Below are 17,715 nucleotides of genomic sequence, written 5' to 3'. Positions count from 1 at the left end.
TGAACTGCTCACGGGTATCGAATTGTGGTCTGAAGGACACTCCAATCCCCCTGTGGTCATCATGGCGGAAACCCCTGCTAGCAAGCTGCACATCTATCTGATCGACGATCACCCCGTCGTTCGCGAAGGCTTCGCTCGAGCGCTCTCGGACGAGCCCGACATGGTCGTCGTGGGCCAGGCCGGGACGGCGGCCGACGCCCTGCGCGAGACGGCGAGCTGCAAGCCGGACGTCGTGCTCGTCGATCTCAACATCCCCGACCGGGACGGCATCGAGCTCCTCGGGGCGCTGAGAGCGCAGCTGCCGCAGGCGAAGCTCCTCGTCCTGAGCGGCTATGACGACGAGTTCCGCGTCGCCGAGGCGCTCCGCGCGGGCGCGCAGGGGTATCTCGTGAAGACCTCGAAGCTCGAGGAGGTCATCGAGGGCATCCGCCGGATCGCGACCGGGGGAGCGCCGCTCTCCTCGAGCATCGCGGGGGCCGTGGTGCGCGCGATGCGCAAGCCGGCGAGCGAGGGCTCCGGTGGTCTCGACGCGCTGACGCCGCGCGAGCGCCAGGTCCTGCGGCTGCTCGCGGCCGGCGTGTCGACGCGCGAGACGGCCGCGCGGCTGACGATCAGCCCGAAGACGGTGGAGACCCACCGCGTGCGCATCTACGCGAAGCTCGGGTGCAAGAGCGCGGTCGAGCTGACCCGCATCGCGGTCCGCACCGGGCTCATCGAGGCATAACCGCCCGCGGTCGCGCGGGGCGCTGCCCGCTCGCTGCGCGGGTGGGGCGGGCGCTACGGTTTCCGCTTCTTTCTCGGCTTCTTCGGCGGCGCTTCCTTCTCGGTGGCCTTCGGGGCCTGGCTCGCGCGTGATCGATCCTTCGCCTCCTCGAGCAGGCGATCGATCCGCACGCCGTCGATGGTGAGCCCGTCGATGGCGCAGCCGACGATCTCGACCTCGCGGAGGTCCGACCCCTCGAAGCGAGCGCGGCGCAGGCTCGCGTCGGACCAGCGGGTCGTGGCGGCGTCGGCGTCGTTGAAGCGCGCGCCGGCGAGCGAGATGTCGTCGAGCTCGGCTTCCGCGAGCGAGACGTTGTGCAGGCGTGCGTCGCGAAGGTCGACGTCGTCGAGCTCGGCCCCCGCGAGCGAGACGTTGTGCAGGCGTGCGTCGCGAAGGTCGACGTCGTCGAGCTCGGCCTCCGCGAGCGAGGCGTTGTGCAGGCGCGCGCCGCGAAGGTCGACGTCGTCGAAGCTGGCCCCTGCGAGCGCCGCGCCGTGAAACCGCGCGGGCTTCGCCGGCTGGATGCCCTCGTGTTCCGTGGCGTCCGCGCTCGGGGGCGCGATGGGGGGCTTCTTGGCCATGGGTCCATGCTAGCGCTAGGCGCAGGCCGCGCGCTCGCGCGGTCCGGAGAGCCATGAACGCACACGACGGCTTCGTGCCCCACCACGCCCTCGTCTCCGCCCCCTCCGCGGCGCCCGCCCGCTGGATGCTCGTGCTGCACGGCATCTTCGGCTCGGGCGCCAACTGGCGCACCTTCATCCGACGCCTCGCTGAGGCGCAATCCGCCGAGGGCGCGCCAGGCGCGGCCGCCCGGCCGTGGGGCTTCATCCTTGTCGACCTGCGGGCCCACGGCATGTCGCAGAGCCCGCCTGCGCCCCACACGATCGCGGCGGCCGCGGACGATCTGCTCCGGCTGGGCGACCGCCTCGGCCTCGATATCCGCGGCGTGATGGGCCATTCGTTCGGCGGCAAGGTGGCGCTCGCCTACCTCGGGCGCCGGCCGACGGGGATCGAGCGCGGCTTCATCCTCGACGCCGATCCGAGCGCGAGGCCCGCCGGCGAGAGCGGATCGGAGAGCCCCGGCGTGCTCGAGATGCTCCGCGCGATCCCGCAGCCGATGCCGTCGCGCGAGGCGTTCCTCGAGGCGGTGCACGCCGCCGGGTTCAGCCGCGGCATCGCGGACTGGTTGGCGATGAACGTCCGCCGCGAGGGCGACGGCTTTCGCATCCGGCTCGACCTCGACATCCTGGACGCGCTGCTCACCGACTATTTCGCCCGCGATCTGTGGCACGTCCTGGAGGACCCGCCGGCGCCGGCCGGCCCGGGCGTGCCGGGCGTGGAGCAGCGGCGCATCCATGTCGTGCTCGGCGGCCGGTCCGCGTCGATCTCGCCGGCCTCGCGCGACCGCTTCGAGGCGCTCGCGGCGCGCGCGCCCTGGCTCTCGGTCCATGTCCTGCCGCGCGCCGGCCACTGGCTCCATGTGGACGATCCGGAGGGCCTCTTCGACGTGATCCGGGCGGCATTGTGATCGGGCGCCGTGGACCCCGCGCGCGCCCCGAACCCAGGCTTCCCGCCCGGCGCTTCATCCGCTATCGCCCGGAGGACCTATGCGCATCGCGTCCTGGAACGTGAACTCCATCCGCACGCGGCTCGAGCAGCTCACGAGCTGGCTGGTCCGCGCCGCGCCCGACGTCGTTTGCATGCAGGAGACGAAGGTCGAGGACGGCAGCTTCCCCGAGGCCGCGCTCTCCGAGGTGGGCTATCGCTCGGTCATCTTCGGCCAGAAGTCCTACAACGGGGTCGCGATCGCCACGCGCTTCGGCCTCTCGGTCGACGACGTGAAGAAGGGCCTCGACGGCGACGAGCAGGACGTCGCCCGGCGGATGCTGGCGGCGACGATCGAGGGGATCCGGGTCATCAACGTCTACGTGCCCAACGGCCAGGCGGTGGGCACGCCGGCCTTCGCCTACAAGCTCGCGTGGCTTGCGCGGCTGCGGAGCGAGCTCGAGGCCCGCTACCGCCCGGATCAGCCGATCGTGATCTGCGGCGATTTCAACGTCGCGCCCGAGGCGATCGACGTCGCCGAGCCGAAGAAGTGGGAGGGGCAGGTGCTCTGCCATCCGGACGAGCGGGCCGCGCTGGGTCGCCTGATGGAGTGGGGGCTCGTGGACGCGTTCCGCGCCTGCCACCCCGCCAAGGAGGCGTACAGCTGGTGGGATTACCGGATGGGCGCGTTTAGGCGCAACAAGGGCCTCCGCATCGATCTCGCGCTGGTGACGCGCCCGCTCGCCGCGCGGTGCACCGATGTGTCGATCGACACGCGCCCGCGCGAGCTCCAGCGCCCGTCGGATCACGCGCCGGTCGTGGTGGAGATCGCGGACGGCGAGGCGCCGGCCGGGGCCGTGCCATTGGCCTGAGCGCGGGAGGGCGTCAGCGGGAAGGCACGCCGTAGATGTCCGGTTCCGTCGCCGCGGGCGCCGCGGAGTCGAGGGCCTTCTTCGGTTCGTCGACGGCGCACGCGGGCCGGGCCAGCGACTCCTCGATGCAGGCGCCGCGCATCGACGGGGGGCACATCACGCGGATGTGGAAGTGGTCGTTGTGCAGGTCGGCGTCCCTCGGGCTCATCATCGCGGCCGCGGCCCGGGCCCGGAGGTCTGCCGGGACGCGCTTCTTCGCGGCGTGGGCGAGCAGCCGCGCCCGCAGCGCGTCGGTCACGAAGAGGTATTTGACGCCCGCCTGCCGATCCTCGAGCAGCGCCTGGACGAGCGCCCAGTTGCGCGCGTCGTCGAACCGCGCGCCGGGGAGGCCGATGGCGTTACCCTCATCGTCGAACGCCACGAACCGGTCCGTGCGGAGGTTCTTGCCCTTCGAGTTGACGACGTAGAAACCGACGTCCGCGTCGCGCCCCGTCTGGTGGGAGTTGTGCCCGTCGAGCGCGCCGCCCGTCCTGGCCGAGAGGTCGCCGACGAGCAGCGCGGAGTCGCCGTGCTTCTTGGCCACCTGGAAGGCGGCGCGCCGCAGGGTCTTCACGAGCACGGGCAGCCCCCATGTCCTGGCGCCCTCGCGCGTCTTGAGGTGCCTCGACGATCGGAGCCGCACCGCGCCGGTCAGCCGCCCGCGGTTGGGAGCGCCCTTCGACAGCGGCTTCCGCTCGTCGGCGTCTGCGGTGCCGCCGCGCTCCGCGCGGGAGGCGTCGTCGCGTTTCGCCGCGCGCTTCTTGCCGGCGCGCTCCTGGGCCTTCTCCTTGGATCGGGCGCTGCGCGCCGCGCGTGACTCGCCTTCGCCGCCGGTAGAGCTCCGCCGCGCGGCGAGGCGCTTGTTCTGCGGGCTCTTGCCCGGCTGCTGCTCGGCCGCGGCCGGCTGCGCGCTCGCGGCGGGAGCGCCCTGGGCCGGCGCGGCGAGCGAGAGGGCGAGCAGGAGCGCGGCGATGGGGCCTCGCGACGCGAGGCAGCGCCGAGAGAGCGGGCGGAGCAGCGGCATGGCGGAGCGGACCCTACCTTGCGGCGCCGCGGACAGAGAACTTCTTTCGCAGCCGGCCGGGGCAAGGCGCAGCCGCGGCGGGAGCAGGAGAGCAGGAGGCAGCCGCCCCGGGCCCGGCGCCGCCGCGTCGGCCCAGGCGCGCCCGGGGAGGGCGTGCCGCTGGCCGTGGCCGCGCGGCAGGTGCCGGTGGACGACGCTGCGCCTCACGGGGGAGGAGCCTGGATGCACCCAACGCGCACGTCCGTCCGGGCTCCGCGGAGTGGGGCGGCCTAAAAATTGCGCATCATGTTGCTACAACGCCTTGACATATCGCCGCCGGTGCGGTTAGAAGCGTTCCGCGAGCCCCGCCGAGGGGCGCGCAGGAGCGCCCGTAGCTCAGCTGGATAGAGCGTCGGACTTCGAATCCGAAAGTCGCCTGTTCGAATCAGGCCGGGCGTGCCGGGCTCAACGGGCGACCCAAGCGTTCCGGCGAGATCCCGGGAGCCCTCTCAGGTTCAGTCGGTTTGACAATTCACTCGGGCCATTAGCTCAATTGGTAGAGCAGTGGACTCTTAATCCATTGGCTGAAGGTTCAAGTCCTTCATGGCCCACCCGAGATGATTGAGGAAGCCAGCCCGAGGGGCTGGCAAGGACAGCCGGGACGACGGCTGGCACAGGTAGTTGAGAGCCCGGGACCCGTGGGTCGCCGGGCTTTCGGCGTTCTGGGTTGCCCCATCGGCCTGCCCGCGCGCTTCGCATACGAGCGGCGCAGCGGCAGGGGCGCTGCTCACCGAGCTGCGGAGGCAGCTCACGGCGAAGCCGCCGACGATCACAAGAGCGTGGTGGAGGGCTCGATCGCGGCGAGAGAGAGGTCGGCCGTGATGGGCATCGGCTGAACCTCCCACGCGGAAGCGGGATCCCTCCGGGGTTCGTAGCCCGAGCGCAGCCCGCCGTCGCTCGCTCCGCTGAGCCGTGCCCAAACCTCTTCGCGTTCGGACCGACGCCGATCGAGCGACCCGGCGGGTCCGCCGTCGCGGCTCGTCCGAGGCGAGACACCCGGTCTCCACCATCGGGGTAGAAAGACTACCCGATGCCCCTCCCCGCCGACTTCGAGAGGGTTCGACCTCCCGGAACGTGAGCGACGCTCCGGTAGCATTCCTGTTGTGTCGTCCTCTGGCATCACAGGTACCCACGACGCCGCAAAGATCGACGCCCCGGGGATCGTGACAGGGCGATACGGTACGCTAGGTGAGGTTTACCTCATTCGCGAGCCATTCTGGCCACTGAATACCACGTTGTTTGTGAAGGACTGCCAGTTCGCAGGCTCATGGGGCCACCTGACGGCGTTTTTCGCAGGGTCATGGGGCCACCCCAATCGCAGGAGGATGGGGCCACCCGCGCGGGGGCGTGACCCAGTTTTTCGCAGGGTCATGGGGCCAGCTTCCGAGGTTTTTCGCAGGGTCATGGGGCCAGCTCGGGACGCCGCGGTCGGGATCTGAGACGGGCTCCTTCCGACGACGGCGCGGGTCGCCGTCGGAAGGAGCCCGATGCCCTACCGAGAGCTGATCATGGTTGACATCAAGGAAATGCTCCGCCGTCGTGCGGCGGGGCAAAGCGCGCGTCAGGTGGCGCGCGAGACGGGGTTCGATCGCAAGACGGTCGGCAGGTACTTCGAGGCCGCAGCGACGCTGCCACTGCCGCGCGACCGCGAGCCGACGGACGAGGAGATTCACGCGATCGCCCAGCGCGTGCAGGCGCGCCCGGTGCCCGACGCGAGCGACGAGAGGAAGCAGGTCGACGCGCATCGCATGCGTATCGAGGCCTGGCTCGCCCAATCTCGCCCGCTGAAGCTGCGGAAAATCCACACGCTGCTTCAGCGCGACCACGGCGTCACCGCGAGCTACGACACCCTCTGGCGCTTCGCCAAGGAGGAGCTCGCGTGGCGCAAGAAGACGCCGACGGTTCGTGTCGCTGATACCGAGCCCGGGGAGGTCGCGCAGGTCGACTTCGGCCTCATGGGCAAGCTGTTCGATCCGGCGACGCAGCGAGCTCGCAACCTGTGGGTGCTCGTGGTGACGCTCGTGTACAGCCGCTACCAGTTCGTGTGGCCGTCGTTCGAGCAGACCACCGAGGCGGTGTGCGCGGGCCTGGATGCGGCGTGGCGGTTCTTCGACGCGATGGCGCGCGTGATCATCCCGGACAACATGAAGGCCATCGTGCTGCGCGCTGACGAGCTCGCCCCCGTGCTCGTGCCGGCCTTCCTCGACTACGCTCAGACGCGCGGGCTGTTCGTGGATGCCGCGCGTGTCAGGTCGCCGAGAGACAAGGCACGTGTCGAGAATCAGGTCGCCTACGTGCGGGAGAGCTGGTTCGACGGCGAGTCGTTCACGAGCCTCGACGACGCGCGCGTGTCGGCTGAGCGGTGGTGCCGCGACGTCGCCGGCGCGCGCGTCCACGGCACGACGCGCGAGGTGCCGCGTGAGGTGTTCGAGGCGCGCGAGAGGAGCGCCATGAAGCCGGCGCCGGCAGCACCGTTCGACGTGCCGTACTGGACCGACGCGAAGGTGCACCCCGATCATCACGTGCAGGTGCTCCGGTCGCTCTACAGCGTGCCCACCCGCTACGTCGGCAGCACGGTGCGCGTCCGCGCCGACCGCGCCTCGGTGAGGCTCTACGCCGGTACGGAGCTCGTGAAGGTGCACGCGCGCGTCGCGCCGGGGAAGCGCTCCACCGATCCGAGCGACTACCCCATGGGCAAGGACGTCGCGGCGGTGCGCGACGTCGCCTCCCTCATCGCGAGTGCGAAGACGTGCGGAGTGCATGTCGGGGTCTACGCCGAGCGGCTGCTCGCGGTGCCCTTGCCCTGGACGCGCATGCGGCTGGTCTATGCGCTGCTGCGTCTGTGCAAGAAGTTCGGTAACGGGCGCGTCGAGGCGATCTGCCAGAGCGCGCTCGCGTTTGATGTCGTCGACGTGCAGCGCGTGGCCCGCATGCTCGAGACGGCGAAGACGCCGGCGTCACCGTCCACGGGCCAGCGCACCGTCGTTGCGCTGCCCGCGCCGCGGTTCGCGCGTAGCACGGAGCACTTCGCGACGCGCACGCCGGCGGCTGCCGCGACCAAGGAGGACTCGTGATGAGCGCGAGCGAAGTCGACCCTGCGCTCATCACGGCGCTCAAGCGCCTTCGCCTCGGCCGCATCGCGGCGACGCTGCGCGAGCGTCTCCTGGTCGCCGAAAAGCAGTCGATGGGACACGAGGAGCTGTTGCTCATGCTGCTCACCGACGAGATCGCGCGTCGCGAGGCCAGCGCGACGGAGAGCCGCGTACGCGACGCCGGGCTCGATCCGGCCATGCGCCTGGAGCTCTGGGACAAGACGGCGAAGGTCAGCTTCGACAAGCGTCTGCTCGGCGGGTTCACGAGCCTACGCTTCCTCGAAGAGCACAAGCACATCGTCATCCTCGGCTCTGTCGGCGTGGGCAAGACCTACCTCGCGAACGCGCTCGGACACCTCGCGTGCCAGCACGGCTACAGCGTGCGCTTCTTGCGCGCGGACGCGATGCTGCGCAGGCTGCGCCAGAGCAGACTCGACAACTCACGCGACGCCGAGATGGTCGCGCTCACGACCGTCGACCTGCTCATCCTCGACGACTTCGCGCTCGAGGCGATGAACAAAGAAGAGAGCCGCGACGTGTACCAGCTCTTTCTCGAACGCACAGGCAACGCTTCGATGATCGTCACGAGCAATCGCGACACGGCCGAGTGGCTCGCGATGTTCGACGACGTGCTGCTCGCGCAGAGCGCCGTCGATCGGTTCAAGAACGCGGCGTTCGACTTCATCATCGACGGGGAGTCGTACAGACCGCGGCTCAAGCCGAAGCTCGACGAGAGCACCACGGCCGCGCCGGTGCCCGCGCGCAGCAAGCCGCCCACCCACCCACGCAGCAGGCGGCGATGACCGCTGCGGCCCCGGCGAGGACGTCGAGCCCGGGGCCGCGCCTCTGACCCCTCGCTCCGATCGGTGTGCCTCGCCCACCCTCGTCGATAGGACCGCTGGTGCTGCCGGGGGCGGGGTGAACCTGCCTGGTCCTGAGCGTCGCGGACCCTGCCGGGTTCTACACGGGGGCCTGGGTGGCCCCATGACCCTGCGAAAAGAGAGACGTCGCCGGTCGCTGCGCGCCCGGCTCCGGGGACCTCGACACGCTTCGCGGTCTCGGGCATGGTCGAGACCGATCACGGCGTCTCCCCCTGGCCCCATGACCCTGCGACGGGGTGGCCCCATGACCCTGCGACGTGGCAAAGGACTTCAAGGGGAGCAACCCCTATTGGTTACTCTATCTGCTGCGCTCGATGGATTTCTCTCGGCAGAATGCCGCTGGTCTGGCATCAATCGGAACGCCTTACACCTGCTCGACGTCCATATCTCATCGCGAGAGCTACAAGCGCGCTTTGGCTCGCTTGTTGACCCGTTGCTGCAGCAGGTTGAAGTGATGCAGCGACGGAACAAGGTGCTCGCCGGACAGCGCGACCTGCTTCTCTCTCTCCTCATCTCCGGCGAGATCGACGTTAGCGGACTGGAAACACCCTGCGCGTGATGGCTGGCACCAGGCCGCGCAGCGCTCGAGCCGCGCGCTCGCCGCAGCCGCGTGGTAGAATAACCCCATGGCGCCGAAGGCAGACATCTACGACAGCAGGGCCCCGGAGGAGCTTCCGGCGTATCCGGTCCCGCTTGCCGCGCGGATCGTCCGCCTGTCGCCGTCCACCCTGCGCCTCTGGGCCTCGGGCGACGGTCCGCGCAAGGCGCTCTTCAAGCCGGCCGAGCGCTCGCCCCCTCGCCCTCTCGTTCTCGAACCTTATCGAGGCCTTCGTGCTCGCTCGGCCGAGGGCTCGTCGTCGAAGCGCTGCGAGCGGCGAAGCTCGACGTCCACGCCCACGACGATCACTTCGCGCAGAACACGCCCGATGCCGAGTGGCTCGTCGAGGTCGGCCGCCGTGGCTGGGTCGTCCTGACCAAGGACAAGAACATCCGTGTGAACGCGCTCGAACGCCTCGCGTTGGTCCGCGCGAACGTCGCGTGCATCATGCTCGGCCGCGGCGACCTGACGGCGCCGGCGATGGCGCAGGTCTAGGCGCACCCCCCGAGGCGAACGAGGTTGAGACGTTCAAGAAGAAGGGCCTCGACATCGCGCCGCACCGCCAGCGGATGCTCAAGGAGGACCTCGATACCAGGTTCATCGTGAAGAGGCTCGCGCGCGAGCTCCCGAAGAACGTCGCGCCGAAGCATGTTGAAGAGGGCGTGAGCCGAGCAGCTGGCTAGCCAGGCGCGTGCGTGGATCGAGCCGGCGTGAGGCTATGCGCCGCGCGCCTCAGCTCCTCTTGACGGCGAAGCCGGCGAACGCCTGCATCACGGGCATCAGCTCCAGCCGGTTCACGTTGACGTGCTCGGGGAGCATCGCGCACCACACGACGGACTCGGCGATGTCCTCGGCCGAGAGCGGCTTCACACCGCGGTACACGGCGGCGGCCTTCTCCTGATCTCCCTTGAAGCGCACCACCGAGAACTCCGTCTCCGCCATGCCGGGCTCGATGTCCGTGACGCGCACCCGACTGCCGAGGATGTCGGAGCGCAGGTTCAGCGAGAACTGCGCGACGAACGCCTTGCACGCGCCGTAGACGTTGCTCCCGGGGTACGGCGTCTCCGCGGCGACCGAGCCGATGTTGATGATGTGCCCGCGGTCGCGCGCCACCATGCCGGGCAGCAGCGCCCGGGTGCAGTAAAGCAAGCCTTTGACGTTGGTGTCGATCATCTCCTCCCAGTCGTCCAGATTCGCCTGGTGCGCCGGCGACAGCCCGAGCGCGCCGCCCGCGTTGTTGACCAGCACGGTCACCTCGGAGAACTCGGGCGGGAGCTCGGCGATGGCCCTGTCGACCGCGCCGCGGTCGCGGACGTCCAGCCGGATCAGGTGGATCGCCGGCGCGCGCGCGCCAGCCGGGCCGGCGATGCGGCTGTCCGAGAGCTCCGCCGCGAGCGCCTCCAGGCGCTCGTAGCGGCGGGCGGCGAGGACGAGGCGCGCGCCCAGGCCGGCGAAGCGCCGGGCGATGGCGGCGCCGAAGCCGGAGGAGGCACCGGTGATGAAGACGATGGGAGGCTGAGCCGTCGTGGTGGCACTCATTGCGATGTCCTGGGCGGAGCTATATCAGCTGTTCAGGCGCCGAGCGACCTCCAGCGCCCTCGGGACGCGCGTCCGGGCCGCCGGACATCCTCCTGGAACAGCGCGGTGGCGCGGTCGTGGATGTGCTCGCCTCTCCGCCATCCGCCGATGCACATCCCACCTCGGCACGACGCTTGCTCAAATTGCCACGATGCGGCCGAGGGGCTGTGGCACTGGCCAGCCCGGACGCGACGCCCGACGGGGACAGCGGGTCCGCCGTGAAGCAGAGAGGCGATCGAGGTGGCGATATGAAGCACGTTGACATGGGACGACGGATCGGCGGCCGGCTAGGGCTCACGCTCGGTCTCCTCGCGAGCATGGCGCTCGCGGGCTGCGGCGGTCCGAGCGAGCAAACCATTCAGGGCACGCGGCTCGCGCCCGGCGCCGATGCGCACATCACCGCCGACATCGACTCTGACGCCGCGACCACACGGCTGCTGGTGAACGTCGTTCACCTCTCGCCGCCCGAGCGGATCGAGGCCGGCAGCACGCATTTCGTCGTCTGGCAGCGGCCGAGCTCCGAGTCCCCGTGGCGACGGGTCGGAGTGCTCGACTACAATGCTGGAAGCCGGAGAGGCAAGCTGGCCGGGATGACCGTGCCGCACGCCGAGTTCGAGCTGCTCATCACCGTCGAGAAGCAGAGCAGCCCTCGATCCCCATCGTCTGCCGCCGTCATCGGGCCGACATCGGTCGGGTAGCCAGCAGCCCCGAGCCCCCCAGCCTCGACAGCCTTCTACATCAAGCCTGCGCGCGCCTCCAGCGACAGCCAGCGACCCGATGTGAAGCACATCGATGTCGAGGCCAGGTCGAGCCAGAAGCGCGCGGGGTCATGACACGCGCGTGGAGAGGGAGAGGCCGCTCGCGGCCTCCTCTGCGAGGGCCGGGCTCAGCGCCGAAGCGCCGCCGCCGCGCGCCCCGAGACGGCCGAGCCGCTCGTGACGATCGCCGACCCCAGCGCGAGCAGGGAGACGAGCGTGAGCACCAGGGGATGGATGCCGACCAGCGCGAGGATGCCGAGCACGACCGCTCCGGCGCCGACGAGCGACTGCAAGCCGGCGGCGGCCATCGCCGCCTGACGAGCGACGTGGGCGAGGTGCTGGTGCGCGCCGCGCACGTCGAGCGCGCCGAGGTCCGCGGTCGTACCGCCGCTGAGCAGCAGCGCGCCGCCAAAGACGATCACCGCGACCGACGTCAGCGCCCCGGGGGCGAGCCCGAGGAGCGCGAGGATGCCGAGCACGATGCCCGCCGCGCCGCCGACGAGCTCCGCGCCCATGCCGCCGCCGAGCTCGGCGCGCGTGTCCCACTCGACGGGCGCCGTGGTGCGCGCCAGGGCGCCGAAGCGCGAGGCGATCGCGCCCCCGTGCGCGATCAGCCCGGCGCCGAAGACGATCGTGGCGATCGAGGTGAGCTCTCCCGGCATGAACCCCGTCAGCCCGAGGATGGCGAGGACGATCGTCCCCGCGCCGCACACCACCTCGGCGAGCGAGCCGCCGAGCACGATCCGCGGCGCCTCCCTCTCCTCCTCCAGCCTGCGCCGCGCGCCCGATATCGGCGCGATCGGGCTCTCCTGCTGTGTAAACCGTTCACGTTCCTCGGGTCCTGGCGTCTGCATGATTCCCCCGTCCTGAGGCGTGGCCTCGCCGCGGCTACGCGCCTCTGGCTTGCATGTTCTGCGCCCCGCCGGAGGTCGTCGAGGCGATCCAGGTCCACGGGCTCATCGGTCTCTCGCCGCGTGTCGAACGGGCCGGAGCGCTGCCCGATCGCCGCGGCCGATGACAGCGAGGCGCCGCGTCACCATGTTCTCTCGCGGCTTTCGGGCAGCGCAGACCTCATGCACTGTCGAAAGGAGCAGCGGCGAACGCCAGGCGAGCGAGCAGACGAGAGGCGCCGACCGGCGGCGCGAACAGCCGCGCGGGAGCGCCCGTGAACGAACGCTCGTCCGAGGTACATGCCCCGCGTCAGGAGGAGATATGAACATGCTGCATCTCGAGCTCAGCGAGCGCGAAGCGGATGACACAAGGACAGCCCTCTCGACCCGGCTCGTGGGGATGCGAGACGAGCTGGTTCACACCGACGATCGAGCGTACCGGGCGGACCTGAAAGCGATGATCGAGCGGCTCGAGGTGGTGCTCGGCCGCCTCGAAGCGATCGTGGCGGCGCCGACGGCGGCGCCGTAGCGATCATGCCCGTGCGTCGTCGACGACGCGCACGCGCCGGGGCGGCCGGCGGCACGGTTCGTGGTTCACCGGGGGCATGGCAGAGCCCGCGGCGCAGCAGGGGGATGAACGCGGCGGGGAGCCCCTCTCGACGGTACGGATCGCCCTGATCGCGTCCGTCGCCGCGCTGGGCGGCTTCCTGTTCGGGTTCGACACCGCCGTGATCAACGGCGCCGTCGGCGCGCTGGAGAGGGTATTCACAGCGCACCCGGGGACCGTGGGCCTGTCCGTGTCCTCGGCGCTGCTCGGCGCGGCTGCCGGCGCGATGCTCGCGGGCAGGCTGGCCGACCGTTACGGCCGGACGCGGACGATGATCGCGACCTCCCTGCTGTTCGTCGTCAGCGCGGCGGGCTCGGGGGCGGCGATCTCGCCCTGGGACTTCAGCGCGTGGAGGGTGCTCGGCGGCATGGCCATCGGCGCGGCCAGCGTCGTCGCTCCCGCCTACATCGCGGAGATCGCGCCGGCCCACCTGCGCGGCCGCCTCGGATCGCTCCAGCAGCTCGCGATCGTGCTCGGCATCTTCGTCGCCCTGCTCGGCGATTACGCCATCGCGACGTCCGCGGGCTCGGCGACGGGCCCGTTCTGGCTCGGGGCACAGGCCTGGCGATGGATGTTCTGGAGCGCCGTCCCACCGGCGCTCCTCTACGGGCTCGGCGCGCTGCTGATCCCCGAGTCCCCGCGCCACCTCGTGGCGAGGGGGCGTGTGGACGAGGCGCTCGCCGTGCTCCGTGGCCTCCTCGGCGCGTCCGCAAAGGCGAAGCTCGTCGAGATCCAGAGGACGCTCTCGTCCGAGCGCCGGCCCAGGCTCGCGGATCTGCGCGGGCGCGCCGGGCTGCTCCGCATCGTCTGGATCGGCATCGGCCTCTCGGCGTTCCAGCAGCTCGTGGGCATCAACGTCATCTTCTATTACTCGAGCGTCCTCTGGCAGGCGGTCGGGTTCTCCGAGCGAAGCTCGCTCGCCATCACGGTCATCACCGGCGTCACGAACATCGTGACCACCCTCGTCGCCATCGCGACAGTCGACCGCGTCGGGCGCAGGCCGCTGCTCATCGCGGGATCCATCGGCATGACGCTGACGCTCGGCGCCATGGCGGCCGTGTTCGGCGCCGCGGGCGAGGACGCCGCGGGCAACCCCGTCCTGACGGGCGCCGCCGGCCCCGCCGCGCTGCTCGCCGCCAACCTGTATGTCTTCTGCTTCGGGGCGTCCTGGGGCCCGGTGACCTGGGTCCTGCTCGGCGAGATGTTCGAGAACCGCATCCGCGCCCTCGCCCTCTCGATCGCGGCCGCCGCGCAATGGGTGGCGAACTTCCTCGTGAGCGCGACCTTCCCGGCGCTCAAGGCGGCCGGCCTGGGCATCGCCTACGGGCTCTACACCGCCGCCGCGGCGGCCTCGCTGGTGTTCGTCGTCGCCTTCATCCCCGAGACGAAGGGCAAGGAGCTCGAGGAGATGTGATGTGCGCCCGCCTGGCGAGAGGAGATGTGAGTCAGCGAGGCGCGGCTGTCTCGAGGACCTCAGGGGGCGGCGAACTCCCGCTCGTGGATGGATCGCACCTTCTCCAGCACCCTCGGGCCATGCTCCCGGAACGGGAGATCCCTCGCGCGGTCCTTCTTCAAATAGACGCCTGAGAGGTCCCGGCTCGCGCCGAACGCCGCCTCGTAGAGCCGCGAAGCCCCCTGGCTCGGGGGCGGGAACAGGAACCTCATCAGCGGCTCCACGTAGAACGGCAGCCCCGACCGCTTTCCCTTCCTCAGCGTGTTGTTGGGCCCAGGATCCACGCTCCGGATCTTGATCCCGTCCCCCGCGAGCAGCGGCGCCACCTCACGCGTCCAGAGGGAGAGCGCGAGCTTGGAGGTCGCGTAAGGGCCGAAGAGCTGCTTGAACGACGCCGGGCGCTCCAGGGCGTCCGGATCGAAGCGCCTCGTCATCTCGAACGCATTGGAGGACGTGTTCACGACCGTCTTCAAGTCCCCCTTCCGCAGCAGCCCTCTGAGCTCCATCGCGATGACGTACGGCACCACCGTCTGGAGCTCGAAGTGCAGCTCGCGGCCTTGCCTGGAGAAGGTCAGCTCCGGGGCGCTGCCGCCAGCGTTGTTGAACAGCACGTCGATCTTCTCTTCGCTCCCCTTGATCGCGTCGAGCACCCGCCTGAGGCCCTCGAAATCGGACAGATCCGCCTTGTGGACACGGAGCCTCCGGCGCTCGATGCCCTCCCGGATCAGCGCATCGTCCTCGGGGAACCCCGAGCGGTTCAGCGCGATGACCTGAAAGCCCTCCGACAGCAGACGACGCGTGAGCTCGAGCCCGATACCGTGGTTTGCGCCCGTGATGAGCGCGACCTTGTCGTGTTCCATGATCTGAATATGCTACTCGGTGGCATTTGTCAAGGAGGGGCACCAGGCCGTCGCGATCCCTCCTGACGGCTGCCTCGAGCGGCACGGCGGAGCGTCAGGTCCGCGCCTCGTCGCTACGGCAGCGGCAGCGTGAACTGGAAGGTCGTCTTCCCGGGCGCGCTCTCCGCCCAGATCCGCCCCCCGTGGGCCTCGACGATCCCCCGCACGATGTAGAGCCCGAGGCCCAGCCCGGCTGCGCCTCCTGCCTTCGCCTCGCGCGTCCGGTAATAGCGGGTGAAGAGCCTCGGCACCTCGTCCGGCGCGATGCCCTTCCCCTCGTTCTCGACCGCCACGGACACCTCGCCGCTCCGCCGTTTTACCGCGATCCTGATCGGCGTCTCGGGCGCGCCGTACTTGGCCGCGTTGGACAGCAGGTTGGTGAGCACCTGCTCCAGGCGCCCGGGATCGGCCAGGAGCGGCGGGAGCCCGTCCTGCACCTCGACGTCGACCCGATGTCCCCTCGTCGCGTCGGCCGTCCGCTCCACCGTCGCGCGGATGAGCGCTGGCAGATCCACCTCGACATGCCTGAGATCCAGCCGGTGCGACTCGAGGCGGGAGACGTCGAGCAGATCGTCGATCATCCGGTTGAGCTGCATCGCGCTGGCCCGGATGTGCTGCGCCCTGTCGCTCCACTGCGGCTCCGTCGCGAGCCGAGAGGCCTTGAGGAGGATCGTGGTGATCGGCTGACGCAGATCATGAGCGATGATGCTCGTCCACTCCTCGCGCATGCGCGCGAGCTCCTTCAACGCGCTGATGTCCTCGCCGGCGACGATGGCGCCCGTGATCTCCCCCGCGCTGTCGCGGAGCGGCGCGGCGGCGATAAGGAAGGTTCCGGACGAGCCATCCGCCTTGGAGACGAGGAGCTCTTCGCCGAGGATCGTCTCGCCGCGCATCGCCCGGCTCGACGGCAGCTCGTCCAGCAGGAGGGCGGTGCCGTCCGGGCGCCGCACGCGACCGACGCACTGCTCCCGCTCCTCCGCGCCCCCGGTGAGATCTCGCCCGTGCGGGTTGGCGATCAGGCGCTCTGCGCCGCTCCGATCGACGAGCAGGAGCGGGACGGGCGCGCTGTCGAAGACGGTTCGCAGCGTCCTCCGCTCGGCGTCCAGCTGCGCGAGCAGGCGCTCCCGCTCCTCCTCGGCCTGCTTGCGCGCCGTCACGTCCTCCACCTGGGCGATGTAGTGGATGGGCTCGCCGTTCTCGTCGCGCACCAAGGACGTATGGAGGACGACGTGGATGGTCGTGCCGTTCTTGTGGATGTATCGCTTGGCGAGCTGATAGCGCGGGATCTCACCGCGGCGCAGCCGTTCGACCAGGCCCACGTCGGTGTCCACGTCGTCCGGGTGGGTGATGTCCTGGAAGCGGAGCTGCGAGAGCTCGTCGGCCGTGTAGCCCACGATCTCGCAGTAGACGTGGTTGACGCGGATGAACCCCCCGCCGAGCCCGACGATGGCCATGCCGATGGGCGCGTTCTCGAAGGTGAGCCTGAAGTCCTCCTCGCTCTCGCGGAGCGACTGCTCCATCTGCCTGCGCTCGGTGATGTCGCGCCCCTCGGGGATGAGCATCACGACCCTGCCACGGTCGTCGGTGATGGGCTTGATGGAGAAATCGATGAAGCGCCGCCCGGTCGCTCCGTTCACGTAGATCTCGTCTCGCACGAGCCGGCCCGCCGCGGCCTCGGCGACGGCGGCGCGGACGTGCTCTCTGTGCTCGGGGCTCCACCCCGACAGCTCCCAGAACGGACGGCCGATCGTCTCTGCCTCCGTGGCCCTGCAGAACTCGAGGGCGGTGCGGTTGTTCTCCAGGACGATGCCCTCCGGCGAGAGCAGGCCGATGAACTGGAGGGCCCCGTCGAAGATCGCCCGAAAGCGCTCCTCTCTCTCCCGGAGCGCCCTCTCCAGGTGACTCGTGCGTCGGAGCTCCTGGGCCATGCGATCCGAGGTCCGTGCGCTCCCCCGGCGCGCGAGGGCGCTGTCCAGGCCGATCGCGAAGAGCGCGGCGAGCGCGCCGAGATCGACGTCGGCGCAAGGATAAGGGCGGGACAGGCAAAACGAGAGGACGCCAAGGCAGCGATCGCGGACGCAGAGGGGCATCGAGACCGCGCTCTGTGCGTCGGCCCGCGCGCAGAGCTCTCGCGTCACGGACGGACCCGGATCGAGCGAGCGCGCATCGCTCATCACCTGAACCCGACCCGAGCTCGCCGCCCATTCATCGAGCAGCGGCGCGCCTCGCGCGACCCGCGCGAGGCAGAGGCAGATGTCGGCGGGCACGTGGCGGTGGGAATGGAGCCCGAGCTCGCCGGTGTCCTCGGAGGTCAGGAGCAGGTAGGCAGCGCGAGCGCCGAGCTCCATCGCCTGGTCGAGCAGGAGCGCAGCGAGCTCGTCGAGATCGGCCACACGCGCGATGCGGGGCGCCGCGCGCGCCATGAGCTCGCCCGGCGCCAGGTAGTGCTCGCGGCGAGCGCATGGGCTGAGAGAGGCCGTGCAGGCGACCTCCTCGTCGCGGCCGATCGACGCCTCGATCTCTTCTGCCGATGACGTGGCCCCCACCGGAATTGACCGATTGTTGCACGGGAGCCGCGCCGCCTGAAGGGCCGACGCGATCAGGTCCCTCGGCATGACTTCCTCGGATGCCGATCTGTTCCTGCTCGCCAGGGCCAGGATCGCCGGCGCGCGCCGCT

Annotated in this window: 16 protein-coding genes and 2 tRNA genes; 12 read left to right on the top strand and 6 right to left on the bottom strand. The window is 70.3% G+C overall.

The window, feature by feature from the left end; translation table 11 throughout:
• Positions 1-61: 61 nt before the first annotated feature.
• Positions 62-724 carry a response regulator gene (locus WMF11_RS45150; RefSeq protein ID WP_044970202.1) on the top strand — a complete coding sequence of 221 codons (663 nt, stop codon included), beginning with the start codon at positions 62-64 and terminating at the stop codon, positions 722-724.
• Positions 725-777: 53 nt separating this feature from the next.
• Here the strand turns inward: WMF11_RS45150 and WMF11_RS45145 are convergent, their stop codons facing one another.
• Positions 778-1,344, bottom strand: a complete 567-nt coding sequence (locus WMF11_RS45145) for a pentapeptide repeat-containing protein (protein WP_437975135.1) — start codon at positions 1,342-1,344, stop codon at positions 778-780.
• Between the two features lie 53 nt (positions 1,345-1,397).
• Between WMF11_RS45145 and WMF11_RS45140 the strand changes: the two genes are divergently transcribed.
• Both WMF11_RS45140 and xth read left to right on the top strand, forming a co-directional pair.
• The gene (locus tag WMF11_RS45140; protein ID WP_437975134.1) at positions 1,398-2,291 is read left to right on the top strand and encodes an alpha/beta fold hydrolase; all 894 of its coding nucleotides are present in this window, start codon (positions 1,398-1,400) and stop codon (positions 2,289-2,291) included.
• 79 nt (positions 2,292-2,370) lie between these two features.
• Positions 2,371-3,180 (top strand): exodeoxyribonuclease III, encoded by an 810-nt coding sequence (gene xth, locus WMF11_RS45135; RefSeq protein WP_437975133.1) that lies wholly within the window; start codon positions 2,371-2,373, stop codon positions 3,178-3,180.
• 13 nt (positions 3,181-3,193) lie between these two features.
• On the opposite strand, the gene WMF11_RS45130 is transcribed toward xth, so the two are convergent.
• Positions 3,194-4,243 (bottom strand): penicillin-insensitive murein endopeptidase, encoded by a 1,050-nt coding sequence (locus tag WMF11_RS45130; protein ID WP_437905218.1) that lies wholly within the window; start codon positions 4,241-4,243, stop codon positions 3,194-3,196.
• A 364-nt stretch (positions 4,244-4,607) separates the two neighbouring features.
• On the opposite strand from WMF11_RS45130, the gene WMF11_RS45125 reads away from it, so the two are divergent.
• From WMF11_RS45125 to WMF11_RS45100, 6 genes are all read left to right on the top strand, one after another.
• Positions 4,608-4,681, top strand: a tRNA-Arg gene (locus WMF11_RS45125).
• Between the two features lie 79 nt (positions 4,682-4,760).
• Positions 4,761-4,833 (top strand) — tRNA-Lys (locus WMF11_RS45120).
• Between the two features lie 936 nt (positions 4,834-5,769).
• A complete protein-coding gene (gene istA, locus WMF11_RS45115; RefSeq protein WP_437975132.1) occupies positions 5,770-7,356 on the top strand; it encodes an IS21 family transposase in 1,587 nt (528 codons plus the stop codon).
• Positions 7,356-8,177: an ATP-binding protein gene (locus WMF11_RS45110; protein ID WP_437975131.1), complete on the top strand. Its 822-nt coding sequence runs from the start codon at positions 7,356-7,358 to the stop codon at positions 8,175-8,177. Before istA ends, WMF11_RS45110 begins: the two co-directional genes overlap by 1 nt.
• 322 nt (positions 8,178-8,499) lie before the next feature.
• A complete protein-coding gene (locus WMF11_RS45105; RefSeq protein WP_437975130.1) occupies positions 8,500-8,814 on the top strand; it encodes a hypothetical protein in 315 nt (104 codons plus the stop codon).
• A gap of 177 nt (positions 8,815-8,991) precedes the next feature.
• Complete coding sequence (locus WMF11_RS45100) at positions 8,992-9,348, top strand: hypothetical protein (protein ID WP_437979395.1); 357 nt, start codon at positions 8,992-8,994, stop codon at positions 9,346-9,348.
• Between the two features lie 237 nt (positions 9,349-9,585).
• Here WMF11_RS45100 and WMF11_RS45095 read toward each other — a convergent pair whose 3' ends face one another.
• Complete coding sequence (locus tag WMF11_RS45095; protein WP_437295922.1) at positions 9,586-10,392, bottom strand: SDR family oxidoreductase; 807 nt, start codon at positions 10,390-10,392, stop codon at positions 9,586-9,588.
• Positions 10,393-10,679: 287 nt separating this feature from the next.
• Between WMF11_RS45095 and WMF11_RS45090 the strand changes: the two genes are divergently transcribed.
• Positions 10,680-11,129 (top strand): hypothetical protein, encoded by a 450-nt coding sequence (locus tag WMF11_RS45090; protein ID WP_437975129.1) that lies wholly within the window; start codon positions 10,680-10,682, stop codon positions 11,127-11,129.
• A 188-nt stretch (positions 11,130-11,317) separates the two neighbouring features.
• Here WMF11_RS45090 and WMF11_RS45085 read toward each other — a convergent pair whose 3' ends face one another.
• Entirely contained in the window at positions 11,318-12,043 is a 726-nt protein-coding gene (locus WMF11_RS45085; RefSeq protein ID WP_437546784.1) for a hypothetical protein, read from the bottom strand.
• Between the two features lie 358 nt (positions 12,044-12,401).
• Here WMF11_RS45085 and WMF11_RS45080 point away from each other — a divergent pair, with 358 nt between their 5' ends.
• Together WMF11_RS45080 and WMF11_RS45075 are read left to right on the top strand one after the other, a co-directional pair.
• The gene (locus tag WMF11_RS45080) at positions 12,402-12,608 is read left to right on the top strand and encodes a hypothetical protein (protein ID WP_437905213.1); all 207 of its coding nucleotides are present in this window, start codon (positions 12,402-12,404) and stop codon (positions 12,606-12,608) included.
• Between the two features lie 76 nt (positions 12,609-12,684).
• The gene (locus tag WMF11_RS45075) at positions 12,685-14,100 is read left to right on the top strand and encodes a sugar porter family MFS transporter (protein ID WP_437905212.1); all 1,416 of its coding nucleotides are present in this window, start codon (positions 12,685-12,687) and stop codon (positions 14,098-14,100) included.
• Positions 14,101-14,159: 59 nt separating this feature from the next.
• Here WMF11_RS45075 and WMF11_RS45070 read toward each other — a convergent pair whose 3' ends face one another.
• Together WMF11_RS45070 and WMF11_RS45065 are read right to left on the bottom strand one after the other, a co-directional pair.
• The gene (locus WMF11_RS45070; protein ID WP_437975128.1) at positions 14,160-14,999 is read right to left on the bottom strand and encodes an SDR family NAD(P)-dependent oxidoreductase; all 840 of its coding nucleotides are present in this window, start codon (positions 14,997-14,999) and stop codon (positions 14,160-14,162) included.
• Between the two features lie 113 nt (positions 15,000-15,112).
• On the bottom strand, positions 15,113-17,653 hold the full coding sequence (locus WMF11_RS45065) for a PAS domain S-box protein (RefSeq protein WP_437975127.1): 2,541 nt from the start codon (positions 17,651-17,653) through the stop codon (positions 15,113-15,115).
• Positions 17,654-17,715: the final 62 nt, after the last annotated feature.

Source organism: Sorangium sp. So ce295 (genome assembly GCF_051527405.1).
GTDB lineage: Bacteria > Myxococcota_A > Polyangia > Polyangiales > Polyangiaceae > Sorangium > Sorangium cellulosum_B.
The sequence above is the reverse complement of the archived record's forward strand: the minus strand, read 5'-3'. Positions and strand labels throughout refer to the sequence as shown.

Coding starts and splice junctions, on each gene's coding strand:
- WMF11_RS45140 (WP_437975134.1), top strand. CDS start 1,398: ATGAACGCACACGACGGCTTCGTGCCCCACCACGCCCTCGTCTCCGCC.
- WMF11_RS45090 (WP_437975129.1), top strand. CDS start 10,680: ATGAAGCACGTTGACATGGGACGACGGATCGGCGGCCGGCTAGGGCTC.
- xth (WP_437975133.1), top strand. CDS start 2,371: ATGCGCATCGCGTCCTGGAACGTGAACTCCATCCGCACGCGGCTCGAG.
- WMF11_RS45065 (WP_437975127.1), bottom strand. CDS start 17,653: ATGCCGAGGGACCTGATCGCGTCGGCCCTTCAGGCGGCGCGGCTCCCG.
- WMF11_RS45145 (WP_437975135.1), bottom strand. CDS start 1,344: ATGGCCAAGAAGCCCCCCATCGCGCCCCCGAGCGCGGACGCCACGGAA.
- WMF11_RS45070 (WP_437975128.1), bottom strand. CDS start 14,999: ATGGAACACGACAAGGTCGCGCTCATCACGGGCGCAAACCACGGTATC.
- WMF11_RS45075 (WP_437905212.1), top strand. CDS start 12,685: ATGGCAGAGCCCGCGGCGCAGCAGGGGGATGAACGCGGCGGGGAGCCC.
- WMF11_RS45110 (WP_437975131.1), top strand. CDS start 7,356: ATGAGCGCGAGCGAAGTCGACCCTGCGCTCATCACGGCGCTCAAGCGC.
- WMF11_RS45150 (WP_044970202.1), top strand. CDS start 62: ATGGCGGAAACCCCTGCTAGCAAGCTGCACATCTATCTGATCGACGAT.
- WMF11_RS45105 (WP_437975130.1), top strand. CDS start 8,500: ATGACCCTGCGACGTGGCAAAGGACTTCAAGGGGAGCAACCCCTATTG.
- WMF11_RS45095 (WP_437295922.1), bottom strand. CDS start 10,392: ATGAGTGCCACCACGACGGCTCAGCCTCCCATCGTCTTCATCACCGGT.
- WMF11_RS45080 (WP_437905213.1), top strand. CDS start 12,402: ATGAACATGCTGCATCTCGAGCTCAGCGAGCGCGAAGCGGATGACACA.
- WMF11_RS45085 (WP_437546784.1), bottom strand. CDS start 12,043: ATGCAGACGCCAGGACCCGAGGAACGTGAACGGTTTACACAGCAGGAG.
- istA (WP_437975132.1), top strand. CDS start 5,770: ATGCCCTACCGAGAGCTGATCATGGTTGACATCAAGGAAATGCTCCGC.
- WMF11_RS45130 (WP_437905218.1), bottom strand. CDS start 4,243: ATGCCGCTGCTCCGCCCGCTCTCTCGGCGCTGCCTCGCGTCGCGAGGC.